We start from the raw sequence: 13,102 nt of genomic DNA, 5'->3' as shown, positions 1-13,102 counted from the left end.
CTATCACTCCTTTATTTTTGATCAAGATAGCCTTGCAGTATCATCACTGCTGCCATTTTATCAATTATCTTTTTTCTTTTTTTCCTACTCATATCTGCTTCCAAAAGTACGCGTTCTGCTGCGATGGTTGAAAGCCGTTCGTCCCACAACTCGGTTGGTATACCATGTACTTCTTCCAAATGACGTGCGTATCTTTTTGATGCTTCACCACGTTCGCCAATTGTACCATTCATATTCTTCGGTAATCCAACGATAGCTTTTCCGATTTCATGCGTTTCTATAATTGATTTTAGTTCAGCATCCGCTGAATGAATATCGGCTTCATCCCATTTTATCGTTGTTACACCCTGTGCTGTCCAACCAAAAGCGTCACTCACTGCTACACCTATCGTTTTTGAACCTACATCTAATCCTACAATTTTCATCTGCTTATCCTTTACTTATCTTTATGCTGTTCCAAATAAAACTTAACCAATTCTTCAATAACTTCATCTCGTTCAACTTTGCGAATTAAATTTCTGGCATCATTGTATCTTGGAATATACGCTGGATCGCCCGACAATAAATAACCTACTATCTGATTGATCGGATTATATCCCTTTTCTTGCAGAGACTCATGTACCGTCAGAAGAATATCTTTTATATCCTGGTCGAATGGTTCCTCTGAGAAATTAAATTTCATTGTCTTATCTATTGAACTCATCGTGACACCTCGTTCCAAGTTTGCCTTGTTATAATACAATCGCTTCTAATTCATATTCTAACATGTTTATACAAATTATTATATCTTTTTCCAAAGAAGGATACAAACTGTCCCTACTTTTCGTTAGAACTTCAGTCCAAAAATGTTGCTTAAGCCTGCTTAATATTTTCAATTATATAATGTTTAGCTGCTTCTAGTGCTTCTGCAATTTTTGCTGGATTTTTACCACCTGCTTGTGCCATATCTGGGCGTCCACCGCCACCACCGCCGCAAATGGTTGCAGTTTGTTTGATTAGGTTCCCAGCATGTAAGCCTTGCTCAATCAAATCTTTTGACACACCTGCAGCTAATTGAACCTTTCCATCATTTTCAGCCGCAAGTAAAATGACACCAGAATCTAACTTTTGCTTCAATTCGTCGAGCATCTTACGTAATTGATTCATATCTTTCACGTTTACCTTTTGAGCTAGAAGGCTTATATCCTGAATGGATTCTACCTTATCTAAGATAGATGAAGCTTCTAAATTGGATAATTTCGCACTTAAGGACTCATTCTCTTTTTGTAATCCTTTAATTTCTTGATGCAATCCTTCGATTCGTTCTGGAAGCTGTTCTTCTTTTGATTTAGCAAGCTTTGCAGATCTGCTAAATACTTCTAATTTATCATTGAGGTATTCATATGCATGTTTACTTGTAACAGCTTCAATTCTTCTTGTACCAGCCCCAATACCGCTTTCTGATACAATTTTGAATAAGCCAATTTCAGAAGTGTTCGTCACATGGCAACCACCACATAACTCTAGACTGTAATCACCAATTTGAACAACTCTTACAACATCGCCATATTTTTCACCGAATAAAGCCATTGCACCCATCTCTTTTGCTTCATCCAGTTTCTTATTATCTATAAACAAGAAAATTGATTCCCACACTTTTTCATTAACAATGTGTTCAATCTGTTTCAGTTCATCCTTCGTTACAGGATTAAAATGGGAAAAATCAAAGCGTAATCGCTCTGGTGTCACTAATGAACCCGCTTGGTTTACATGTGTGCCTAAAACGTCCTTCAACGCCTGATGGAGCAAATGTGTTGCCGTGTGGTTTTTGATGACTGCTGTACGGAAGCGCTCATCCACCATTGCTTTTACGCTCTCACCTGCATGAAATTCACCTTCTTTAATTTCAACACGATGAATATGCTGGCCTTTTGGTGACTTCTGTACATCCAGTACATACGCAGATGCATTTTCTGTGTATATCCAACCATGGTCTGCAACCTGCCCACCACTTTCAGCATAAAAAGGAGTCCGATCTAAAAATAATAAAACTTCATCACCTTTTTTCATGGTGTTTACAACTTCTTTTCCACCAATAATGGATGCTATCGTTGTATCCACTTCAAGCTGATCATAGCCGACAAATTCACTTTCAATCTTGATTTCACTTAAAACTGTATCTTGAACTTGCATGGAATCTACCTTTTGTCTTGCATTTCTAGCACGCTCACGTTGCTTTTCCATTTCCTGTTCGTAACCTTCCTGATCAATAGTGAAACCTTGTTGTTCTACATATTCTTCAGTAAGCTCTTTCGGGAAACCGTACGTATCATAAAGTCGGAATACTTCCTCACCAGGAAACATCGTATTTCCTGCAGCTTTTTCTCGATCCATAATGGATGATAGTATATGCAATCCATCATTTAGCGTTTCATGGAAACGCTCCTCTTCCACCTTGATAATATTTTGAATAAATTCACGCTGACGTAAAACTTCTGGGTAGAAGTCTTTCATTATTTCACCAACGGTATCGACTAATTCATACATAAATGATTTCTCAATTCCAATTTCTTTTGCAAATCGAACTGCTCGTCGTATGAGTCTTCGTAGTACATAGCCTCTGCCTTCATTTGATGGAACCGCACCATCACCTATTGCAAAGCTTACCGTGCGGATATGATCAGCAATGACCTTAAATGCCGTATCACCCTCATCACTATTTCCATAGGTAGTATTTGCAATAGCTTCCGTTTTACGGATAATTGGCATAAATAAATCCGTATCAAAATTCGTTGGTACCTGCTGAATGATCGATGTCAATCGCTCAAGGCCCATTCCAGTATCAATATTTTTCTTTGGCAACGGTGTGTACGTGTCATCTGGATTATGATTGAACTGGGAAAATACAAGATTCCACACTTCCAAATAACGGCTATTCTCTCCACCTGGATAAAGCTCTGAATCATTGGGATCATTTCCATATGCTTCACCACGGTCATAGAAGATCTCCGTATTTGGTCCACTTGGTCCTTCACCAATATCCCAGAAGTTTTCCTCTAAGCGAATAATTCTCTCTTTTGGAATTCCAATTTCATTCAGCCAAATGTCATATGCTTCATCATCCTCTGGATGTACGGTAACAGATAGTAATTCTTTATCAAAACCGATCCATTTCTCATCCGTCAAAAACTCCCAGGCCCAAGTTATTGCTTCTTTTTTAAAATAATCACCAATGGAGAAATTCCCTAGCATTTCAAAAAATGTATGGTGTCTTGCCGTGAAGCCAACATTTTCAATATCATTTGTGCGAATGGACTTCTGTGCATTCACAATACGCGGGTTTTCCGGAATTACTCGACCGTCGAAATATTTCTTCAATGTTGCAACCCCACTGTTAATCCATAATAATGTTGGGTCTTCGACAGGAACTAGAGAAGCACTTGGTTCTACCTGATGTCCTTTCTCTTTGAAAAAGTCAATAAAGAGTTGTCTTATTTCTGCTGAGCTTAATTGTTTCATGAATCATTCCTCCAAACGTTTTATAAAGCGAAACTTCATTCAGTGGGGTTTTCGTTCTTCCTCCACTGAATGTTAGTTGAACAAAATTAGGAATTTACAGGCTGTTTCCCCCAACCTTCACGCGATTCGGGTTCCCTCACACTTAAAAATGGGGGGATTACAGCTCGTTAATGCGTGATAAAATTAAAAAATCCCCTCTCTGCATTGAATGCAGGGACGAGATTTGTTCGCGGTACCACCCTAATTATGAATGATAAAATCATTCATCACTTAAACATGGTAACGGTATGAGACCGACGGGGATTAGCCGTACTCCAGCTTAGCTTTCCATGAGGCTATGTTTAGGATTTCTTTCAACCAAGGAAACCCCTCTCTTTAAACTAGCTGCTCATGTACTTTGTGCCTTCTTCGCGTTTCATTTATTATGATAGCGTAATTATAAAAAACTTTTGTTGCATTGTCAATGATTAGACCGTAGAGAAACAAACTGTATGGCAATCACTTTTAAAATCGTTAATGCAGGGACAGCCAATATCATACCCCAGACCCCAAATAATTGACCACCTAATAATAAAACAAAGATGATTGCTACAGGATGAATTTTAACCGTTTTCCCCATAATATACGGAGATAAAAGGTTCCCTTCGATTACTTGAATGACAAAAATAGCAATAATCACAAATATTACAGTGTTCCCCCCTATTGTATAGGAAATCATCACCACAGGGATTGCACCAATGATTGGTCCGAAATACGGAATAATATTTGTAACTCCCATTACAATCGCTAATAGCAGCGCGTAATTAACATCAAGCAATTTAAAAATGATTAGACATGCAATACTAACAAATAAACTGACGATCAGCTGTCCTCGAATATAGCCTCCAAGTCCTTTATCAACTTCTCTCAATAATTCAGCCGCTTCATCCTTATATTTATTTGGAATAAACCACATAAAAAAAGATTCGATCTTCACATAATCCTTGATGAAGTAAAAAACGAGTACTGGTATAACCGTTATAATAAGAATCATGTCGAAAATTCGTGTAAAGCCTAAGGCAAGCCTACCAAGTAAATTATCCAAGGAAGTTTCTAAAGTTGCTATCAGCTGATCAATTTTGTCATGTACTGTTTCAGGTAAAAACGAAGTATAGCTGTATACTTGATAAATCCAGCTTTCATACATGCGAATAAATTCAGGGAGATTTTCGTTTAAATCACGGACCTGGTGAACAATAGCTGGATATCCTTTGTAAAATAAATAACCAACCCCGCCAAAAAATATTAAATAGATTAACAGGATCGCTAGACCTCGATGGATATTCCACTCATGTAATTTTTCCACTAATGGATGAAGCAAATATGCAATTAATGCTGCAATTAAAAACGGAATGAAAAGCTTCCATAAAAATGAAAAAAAGGCTTCGTAATATGGCATTGTTTTTACAAGTAGAAAGGAAAATATAAATAACACAATCCCAATTAATAGCCAATACAGTAATCGAAAGCGCTTTTTGTCCTCAACCATGATAAACACTCCTCGGGGGCATTTTGTATTATCTCGCTATCCTAAGCCGGGAGTGTTTATGGTAATTTTCTTTCCTCTTTGGTAAACAAATCATCCAATGAGCTTAAGCTTCCATCAGCTTCGATTTGATGCACCATTAATTCATTGCTTGTCACTGTCATTTCAATAAAGCAAGTCCAGCAATAATAATCCTGTGTTCCTATCTTTCCAATGTCTTTTCCATTACAGTTCGGGCATCGTAGCATGATTTTAACTCCTTTTCGAGTATTACGCTACTATACTTGCCCGCTTGTATATTTTTTATACCTTCATTACATGAAATCATACGGTGAGATTTCTTCCTCATCCACTTCTTCGGCTTCTTCCATTTTCAAATCTTTCATTCTTCCACTTAATTGCTCTTTCAAGGACGTATAGCGTTTATTTGTATCCATTGTTTGAATCCCTTTTAAAAATGCCTGTTGTTCACCACAAATAATTAAAGACTCTTTGCTTCTCGTAATTGCTGTGTACAATAAATTTTTTCGCAGCATTCGATAATAGGTTGATACAACCGGAAGAATTACAATTGGAAATTCACTGCCTTGTGACTTATGAATCGAAATACAATAAGCATGTGTAAAATTAATATAGTTGTTTCGTTCATAAACAACTTCTTTATCATCAAAAGCAATCACAACCTGCTCTACATTATCTACATTCTCTTCCTCTCGAAAAATAGCAACAACTTCTCCAATATCGCCATTATATACGCCATCCTCTGGTTGATTGACAAGCTGAATCACTTTATCTCCAACTCGGTAAACCACATCATGGTACTTTACTTCCCGCTTCGTTTTTGTTTTTGGATTAATCAACTGCTGTAACTGTTGATTAATCATCGTGATCCCTGCCTGACTTCGATACATAGGAGCCAATACTTGAATCTCCTTGACATCAAGTCCTTTCTCTTTAGCCTTTGTGAAAATTGATGTTACTACTTGAAGCATTTGATGTTCATTACATGCAATAAAACTAAAATCTTTATCATTCTGTAACGATTGGACTGTCAGTTGATTATTTTTTATTTCATGTGCGAGCTGAATGATTTTCGATCCTTCTTTTTGGCGGTATACTTCATTCAGACGAACTAGCGGTAGTAATTTACTATTTAATAAATCTGTTAATACTTGTCCAGGTCCAACAGATGGAAGCTGGTCTTCATCACCAACAAGCAATACTTGCATTTCATCTGGAATTGCCTTAAATAAACTGTTCGCAAGCCAAATATCTACCATGGAAAACTCATCAACAATTAGAATTTTTCCGGATAGCTGTTCTTGTTCATCCTTATTGAACCCATTGCTCCCATTCCAACCCAGTAGTCTATGAATGGTCAGTGCTGGAAGACCAGTCGACTCATTCAAGCGTTTTGCAGCTCTGCCTGTTGGCGCAGTTAAAACGAATGGAAATTCAGCTGGATCATCATAATCTTTCGGATTAAGTGAAACATCATGTATTGTCGCATATGCTTTTAAAATCCCTTTAATAACCGTTGTCTTTCCAGTTCCAGGTCCACCGGTTAGAATCATTACTTTTGAATGCAACGACTGATTAATCGCAGAAAACTGTTCTTTCCCATAGCTAAGTACTTCCGATTCTTCAATATCACCCGTTATTTTCATCATTTCAGCTAGCGGTGTTTCATCTTTAATGGGCTTCTCCATAATCCGTTTTAAATTCGCTGCAAAGCCATCTTCTGCATAATAAAGCGAAGGTAGGTACACCTTAGTATCTTTCATGATAACTTTCTTCTCTTTATTCAATTCTTCCATTTGTTCAGTAATAATACGAACCTCTTCGGAATGGATGCTAAGTAGCTCTCCAACTTGGTCTACACAAAGTTCTATAGGAAGATATACATGACCATCCTGAATACATTTTTGCAGGATATAAATACACCCAGCTCCAATTCGATTTGGGTGTGTCATCGATAATCCATTCTGTCTTGCAATGTCATCTGCTGTCCGAAAACCAAATCCTTCTATTGCGAAGACATACTGGTACGGATCTTCTTCTAAAACTTCAATAGCTTCATCTTTATATTCTTTATAAATACGCTGTGCCATTTTTAAACCAACACCATAGTTGGCCAAATAAACTGCAACATGTTCAAATCCTTGATTCTCCTGTATACTCGATGCTAAACGTTCAGCAGTTTCCTTTTTAAGTCCTGGTACACCTTGCAAAATACTTCCATCATTCAAAATTTGGGTGATTGCTGTTTCACCTAAATGCTCAACGATTCGTTCCGCAGTCTTTTTCCCGATACCATAAAAGAGATCGCTTGATAAATAGGCTACTAAACCATCCTTTGTATTTGGTACAATCGTTTTATAGGAAGAAACCTTATACTGCAATCCAAACCTGGCATGTCTTTCAAACGTTCCATAAAAGAAATAGGGGGTTTGCTCTTGGAGGTTGGAAAAATAGCCTTTTGCAACAATCTCTTTTTCTTTAAAATCTTCATTTGTATCCTGAACTCGGATCTTAATGATAGAAAAATGCTCTGTTTCATTATGAAAAATGGTATACAATATTTCTCCTTTAATATACCCTTGTTCATCTATTGTTTGTTGATCCTGTTCCATCTGAAACAACCCCACTATCTTATTTCAGCTCCAGACTCCCCTCACCGCATGTCCCATGATGCAAACATCGACACCATACAATTTTTTGGGTCGCTATCTTCTTCGATGGGACGGTCGATACAGCAAATCTCACTAAATGAGGAAGTTATTCGTAAATCGCTAAACTGGAAGCTACACCTTTTATTTCTTGTTTTCGTTTATAAACTGCTCCACGTTTTGCTTACCGTTTAATGCAAGCAGATGGTCTGGTTGAATGCGTAATGCTTCATCAAAATGTTTCAATGCATCTTGCACCTTTTCATTAAACAATGAAATAACGCCTAAATTGTAATGGGCATCACTATGTGCCTGATTGATTTCAAGTACCCGTTTAAAGATCGCCTCTGCATCAGCTAAACTATCACTTTGTGCGAGCGAAAGCCCATATTGGAAAAGCACTTCTTCATCATCCGGATTTAGTTCCGTTGCCCTTAATAAATAGGGTAATGCTAGGCGTGGTTGTTCTTGACTTTGCAAAGTTATACCGAGCATGAAATAGACATCACTTTCTTCTAATCCTAACTCAATTGCTTTTTGAAAATTGGCCTGCGCTTTTGGAAATGCAGACTGTTCAAAATATAGATTACCTAATCCATAATAAGCAGTAGCAGCCGATGGATCTAATTCAACTGCCCTTTCTAAAAAAAGCAGTGCGCGATCATTTTCATTCACTTGCATTAACAAATTGGCGAAATTTATATAACCAACTGCGTCATTTGGATGCTTTTCAATCACTTCATTGAATAACTTTGCTGCTTCTTCAAAATTTTGTTCTTTCATATATTGTATTGCTTGTGCATTCTTGTCCACGATAAAACTCCTTACTTAACCAACATAATCCAATGCGCGATTATTTTTTATAATTTGATCGATTGTAGCTCCACCAAGACAAATATCTCCATCATAAAATACGACTGCTTGTCCCGGAGTAATCGCACGTTCGCTTTCAGCAAATTCCACATAAACGTTTCCGTTTTCTTGAACAGTAACTGTTACATTACTATCTTTTTGACGATAACGGAATTTTGCTGTACATGTAAACGTTTCAGTAATGACATCCGGGTTTATCCAGTTAACATCTGTTGCAACTAAAGCATCTGAGTAAAGTGTTTCGTGACTGAAGCCCTGTTCAACATACAAAATGTTTTCTTTCAAATTTTTCCCCACAACAAACCATGGATCCCCTGAACCGCCGATCCCCAAACCTTGACGCTGTCCAATTGTATAGTACATTAAACCATCGTGACGACCTTTTACCATGCCATCCAATGTTTGCATCTCACCAGGCTGTGCCGGTAAATATTCGCTAAGAAATTCTTTGAAATTCCGCTCACCTATAAAACAGATACCAGTAGAATCTTTTTTATCAGCCGTAACAAGACCGTTTTCCTTTGCGATCTTCCTTACTTCGGATTTTGGTAAATGGCCGAGTGGGAACATCACTTTTTCTAAAACATCGGATGATAATTGATTTAAGAAATATGTTTGATCTTTATTGTCATCTACTCCACGGAGCATTTCGACACGTCCATCTATTTCACGTACTTGTGCATAATGACCAGTAGCTAAATAGTCTGCACCAAGTGCCAAAGCATGATCGAGAAACGCTTTGAATTTGATTTCTTTATTACACATAACATCTGGATTTGGTGTACGTCCAGCTTTATATTCATCAAGAAAATATGTGAACACTTTGTCCCAATATTGCTTTTCAAAGTTTACAGAGTAATACGGAATATCCAGCTGATTACAGACGCGGACGACATCATCAAAATCCTCCGTAGCCGTACAAACACCGAATTCATCTGTGTCATCCCAGTTTTTCATAAAGATGCCAACAACATCGTAGCCTTGTTCTTTCAAAAGCAATGCAGCTACAGATGAATCAACACCTCCACTCATGCCAATTACGACACGTGTATCTTTATTATTTTTCATTTTCTTCACTATCCTTTATAGAGGTTGTTCCAAGTACTTGAGGTTACGGATTTAATCCGTTCAACTAACATTCAATGAGGTTGTAAAGATCCCCATGTCAAAATTTAACTTTATGCTGTTAATCGTTTGACGATTCGAGAAACACGTTTAGCTGCTTCTTTCACATTTTCCTCTGTATTAAAAATGCCGAAACTGAATCGAACCGAATTCGTTGTGCATGGGTTATCCTTTCCAAACATAGCGGTCAATACATGTGACGGTTCAACGCTTCCTGCCGTACATGCGCTGCCACTAGAAGCCGCAATTCCATCTAAGTCGAAATTCGCTAAAAGTGCTTCAACATTTGTTCCTGGAAAGCTAATGTTAATAATCGAAGCTATAGCCGCTTGCATATCTCCATTCACTTCAAATTGTACTCCATTTTCTTCTAACATTCGAATAAATAGCTCTTTATATGCCTGATACTGTTCTTTCCTGCTCAATTTATTTTCCATTGCTAGCTCAACAGCTTTTTGAAAACCGAAAGCACCAGCAACATTTTCCGTCCCTGGGCGACGTTTACGTTCCTGTTCCCCACCATGTTGCAGTGATTTTAACATGACTTTTTCATTTGCATACAAGAAACCGATACCTTTTGGCCCATTTATTTTATGCGAAGAAACCGTAAGCATATCAATTCCCAATTCCTTCACATCTATATCAATTAAACCATATGCTTGTACGGCATCTGTATGGAAATATGCTTGATGGTTATGCAGAAGTTCTCCTATTTCCTTAATCGGCTGAATAATTCCCGTCTCATTATTGACAAACATTATTGACACAAGAATCGTTTGTTCTGTTAATGCAGCTTGTACATCCTCAATCCGTATTTTTCCATTTTCATACACCGGAAGATACGTAACATCAAAACCAAGGGTCTCAAGCTCTTCAGCTGTATGAAGTACTGCATGATGCTCTTGTACCGTTGTTATAATGTGGTTTCCTTTTTGCCGATTTGCTAACGCCGTTCCTAAAAGCGCGAGGTTATCTGCTTCGGTCCCTCCACTTGTAAAGGTAATTTCTTTTTCATTCGCGTTAATGCTTAACGCCATAACACGCCTAGCCTCATCAAGTATCTGACGTCCTTTTCTTCCAAAAGAATGCACACTTGATGGGTTACCGAAACTTTCTTTATATACTGGAAGCATTGCTTGAATAACTTCCTCATCCATTGGCGTTGTTGCAGCATGATCCAAATAAATTGGTTCCATAATACATTTCCTTTCTGCTTCCAGCTTAGCGCCCAACGACAAGCGAGACTGACCTCACTTCCGCAAGAATGATCGACAAGCCAGACTACCCCTAAGTACGGGGAGTCCATATATCGTTACCCCGGCGCTTCCGCTTTTGTCCTTAAATATAAAACATGTAAGAATCCTGCACTTCATCATCATCATGATTTGCTAAATTTTCTAAAGTGGTATTATCTAAAACGTTCTTTACCGCATCACGAATTTGTAACCACAACGCTTGCTGTGCAGGTTGCTCATCTTCAATTCCTTCCACAATTGTAAGGGGACCTTCCAGAACACGGATAACATCCCCTGCCGTAATTTCCTTCGGTTCCTTCGATAAAATATATCCACCATATGCACCACGGATACTTTTAATCAATCCGGCATTTCGTAGCGGTGAAGCAAGTTGTTCTAAATAATGCTCCGATAAGTTATTTTCTTGGGCAATTGCCTTTAACGATAAAGGACCATCCCCGTGCTTTTTTGTTAAAGCTATCATAATGGTTAAACCATATCTACCCTTAGTTGAAATTTTCATCTATTATGCACCTCTGTTTCTTTCAAACGCCCATTCGTTTATAATATTTGTTATTATAGCATGAATGGAGTAGGTCTTGCATTTTAGCAATCCTAATACAATTAATTAATTATATATAAAGGGGGATATAAATGAAACAAAAACCTCTCGCATTTCGAATGAGACCTGAATTAGTTACAGATATTATTGGACAGGAACACCTTGTCGGCGAAGGAAAAATCATAAATCGAATGGTACAAGCAAACCAATTAGCATCGATGATTCTTTTTGGACCACCTGGAACGGGGAAAACTTCCATGGCATATGCACTTGCTAAAAGTGTCGGTCTTCCAGTTAAAATGCTTAACGCAGTTGCTGACAAGAAAAAAGATATGGAAATAGTAGTCGAAGAAGCAAAGATGATGGGACAGGTCGTCTTAATACTTGATGAAGTACATCGCTTAGATAAAGCAAAGCAAGATTTCCTGCTGCCTCATTTAGAAAGCAATTTAGTAACATTAATCGGCTGTACGACAAGCAATCCCTATCATTCAATTAATCCAGCAATTCGTAGTCGATGTCATTTATTTGAATTGCATGGTTTAACTTCAGAAAATGTAAAAACTGCGATTCACCGTGCTTTGGAAAATAGTGAAAATGGTTATGGAAATAAAGATATTGTTATTACAGATCCGGCAATTGACCATATTGCGAATTCAGCTAATGGCGATTTAAGATCTGCTTTAAACGGACTGGAGCTTGCGGTCGCATCCACGCCTGAAAATAAGGATAACAAAATTATAATTGATTTGGACACAGCTGAGGAATGTATGCAAAAGAAAAGTTTTTCACATGATAAAAATGGCGACGCACACTATGACGTGCTTTCTGCTTTCCAAAAATCAATTCGTGGAAGCGATGTGAATGCTGCGCTGCACTATTTAGGCAGATTAATTGAAGCAGGTGACCTTGATAGTATCGCCCGTCGAATGATTGTCATTGCCTATGAAGATATTGGTCTTGCAAATCCACAGGCTGGTCCACGTGCTGTTGCAGCAGTTCAAGCTGCAGAAAGACTTGGGTTCCCTGAAGCTAGAATCCCATTAGCTGTAGCGATTGTTGAACTTGCCCTTTCCCCCAAATCAAATACGGCATATAAAGCGCTTGACGCAGCTTTATCCGATATTCGAAGTGGAAAAAGCGGTGATATCCCAGCACACTTAAAAGATGCACATTATACTGGCGCAGCAAAGCTTGGTCGAGGGATTGATTATAAATATCCACATAATTACGATGGGGCTTGGGTTCAGCAGCAGTATTTACCTGACTCTATCAAAAATAAAAACTACTACCAACCAAAAAGTAGTGGTAAATTCGAACAAGCATTAAAGCAGGTTCATGATAAAATTCAGAGTGAGAGTAAGAAATAACCTATAAGTGCGTATTCAAAAGAAGGATGAAAAGTAAGCTGCAGTTCGACCGGTGTAGCTTTGAGCAGACAATCTGACACAGGTAAAGAAAGCCAACGACCTTCCGCAAAATGTGGTAACTTCAACGTTCGACAAAGGACGTCTCGGGAGTTAGTCGAAGATCCTCTGTTCTCGAAGCGTCATTTTCACCGGACTTTTTGAACGACCTCTATAAGAGATTTTCCCAATATGTATAATTCCTTTTT

At 38.1% G+C, this 13,102-nt stretch carries 11 protein-coding genes and 1 other annotated feature; of the genes, 1 reads left to right on the top strand and 10 read right to left on the bottom strand.

The annotated features are described in order from the left end of the window. Positions 1-11: 11 nt before the first annotated feature. The 10 genes from ruvX to MHH64_RS12845 all read right to left on the bottom strand — a co-directional run bounded on the left by ruvX (position 12) and on the right by MHH64_RS12845 (position 11,448). Positions 12-425 carry a Holliday junction resolvase RuvX gene (ruvX, locus tag MHH64_RS12890; protein ID WP_095307132.1) on the bottom strand — a complete coding sequence of 138 codons (414 nt, stop codon included), beginning with the start codon at positions 423-425 and terminating at the stop codon, positions 12-14. Positions 426-436: 11 nt separating this feature from the next. Further along, positions 437-703 (bottom strand): IreB family regulatory phosphoprotein, encoded by a 267-nt coding sequence (locus MHH64_RS12885; protein WP_095307133.1) that lies wholly within the window; start codon positions 701-703, stop codon positions 437-439. A 149-nt stretch (positions 704-852) separates the two neighbouring features. Then, a complete protein-coding gene (gene alaS / locus MHH64_RS12880) occupies positions 853-3,498 on the bottom strand; it encodes an alanine--tRNA ligase (protein ID WP_340001873.1) in 2,646 nt (881 codons plus the stop codon). Between the two features lie 209 nt (positions 3,499-3,707). Beyond that, positions 3,708-3,916: a binding site (T-box leader), on the bottom strand. A 42-nt stretch (positions 3,917-3,958) separates the two neighbouring features. Then, positions 3,959-5,026, bottom strand: a complete 1,068-nt coding sequence (locus MHH64_RS12875; protein ID WP_095307136.1) for an AI-2E family transporter — start codon at positions 5,024-5,026, stop codon at positions 3,959-3,961. A 56-nt stretch (positions 5,027-5,082) separates the two neighbouring features. Next, a complete protein-coding gene (locus tag MHH64_RS12870; protein WP_095307137.1) occupies positions 5,083-5,271 on the bottom strand; it encodes a hypothetical protein in 189 nt (62 codons plus the stop codon). Between the two features lie 66 nt (positions 5,272-5,337). Continuing rightward, entirely contained in the window at positions 5,338-7,656 is a 2,319-nt protein-coding gene (locus tag MHH64_RS12865; RefSeq protein WP_340001872.1) for an ATP-dependent RecD-like DNA helicase, read from the bottom strand. A gap of 180 nt (positions 7,657-7,836) precedes the next feature. Next, on the bottom strand, positions 7,837-8,505 hold the full coding sequence (locus MHH64_RS12860) for a tetratricopeptide repeat protein (protein WP_095307140.1): 669 nt from the start codon (positions 8,503-8,505) through the stop codon (positions 7,837-7,839). Between the two features lie 15 nt (positions 8,506-8,520). Beyond that, complete coding sequence (gene mnmA, locus MHH64_RS12855; RefSeq protein ID WP_095307141.1) at positions 8,521-9,633, bottom strand: tRNA 2-thiouridine(34) synthase MnmA; 1,113 nt, start codon at positions 9,631-9,633, stop codon at positions 8,521-8,523. 110 nt (positions 9,634-9,743) lie between these two features. Further along, positions 9,744-10,886 (bottom strand): cysteine desulfurase family protein, encoded by a 1,143-nt coding sequence (locus MHH64_RS12850; RefSeq protein WP_340001871.1) that lies wholly within the window; start codon positions 10,884-10,886, stop codon positions 9,744-9,746. A 142-nt stretch (positions 10,887-11,028) separates the two neighbouring features. Next, positions 11,029-11,448, bottom strand: coding sequence for an Rrf2 family transcriptional regulator (locus tag MHH64_RS12845; RefSeq protein ID WP_095307143.1), 420 nt, complete (start codon positions 11,446-11,448; stop codon positions 11,029-11,031). A 131-nt stretch (positions 11,449-11,579) separates the two neighbouring features. On the opposite strand from MHH64_RS12845, the gene MHH64_RS12840 reads away from it, so the two are divergent. Then, positions 11,580-12,857, top strand: coding sequence for a replication-associated recombination protein A (locus MHH64_RS12840; RefSeq protein WP_095307144.1), 1,278 nt, complete (start codon positions 11,580-11,582; stop codon positions 12,855-12,857). The last annotated feature ends 245 nt before the right edge of the window (positions 12,858-13,102 follow it).

This window comes from Oceanobacillus sp. FSL K6-0127 (genome assembly GCF_037983385.1).
Lineage (GTDB): Bacteria > Bacillota > Bacilli > Bacillales > Amphibacillaceae > Oceanobacillus > Oceanobacillus profundus.
This window is presented reverse-complemented; position numbering and strand designations above follow the sequence as displayed.

Bases quoted from the DNA above. Each gene is read 5' to 3' on its own strand.
- ruvX (WP_095307132.1), bottom strand. From the start codon at position 425: ATGAAAATTGTAGGATTAGATGTAGGTTCAAAAACGATAGGTGTAGCA.
- MHH64_RS12885 (WP_095307133.1), bottom strand. From the start codon at position 703: ATGAGTTCAATAGATAAGACAATGAAATTTAATTTCTCAGAGGAACCA.
- alaS (WP_340001873.1), bottom strand. From the start codon at position 3,498: ATGAAACAATTAAGCTCAGCAGAAATAAGACAACTCTTTATTGACTTT.
- MHH64_RS12875 (WP_095307136.1), bottom strand. From the start codon at position 5,026: ATGGTTGAGGACAAAAAGCGCTTTCGATTACTGTATTGGCTATTAATT.
- MHH64_RS12870 (WP_095307137.1), bottom strand. From the start codon at position 5,271: ATGCTACGATGCCCGAACTGTAATGGAAAAGACATTGGAAAGATAGGA.
- MHH64_RS12865 (WP_340001872.1), bottom strand. From the start codon at position 7,656: ATGGAACAGGATCAACAAACAATAGATGAACAAGGGTATATTAAAGGA.
- mnmA (WP_095307141.1), bottom strand. From the start codon at position 9,633: ATGAAAAATAATAAAGATACACGTGTCGTAATTGGCATGAGTGGAGGT.
- MHH64_RS12850 (WP_340001871.1), bottom strand. From the start codon at position 10,886: ATGGAACCAATTTATTTGGATCATGCTGCAACAACGCCAATGGATGAG.
- MHH64_RS12845 (WP_095307143.1), bottom strand. From the start codon at position 11,448: ATGAAAATTTCAACTAAGGGTAGATATGGTTTAACCATTATGATAGCT.
- MHH64_RS12840 (WP_095307144.1), top strand. From the start codon at position 11,580: ATGAAACAAAAACCTCTCGCATTTCGAATGAGACCTGAATTAGTTACA.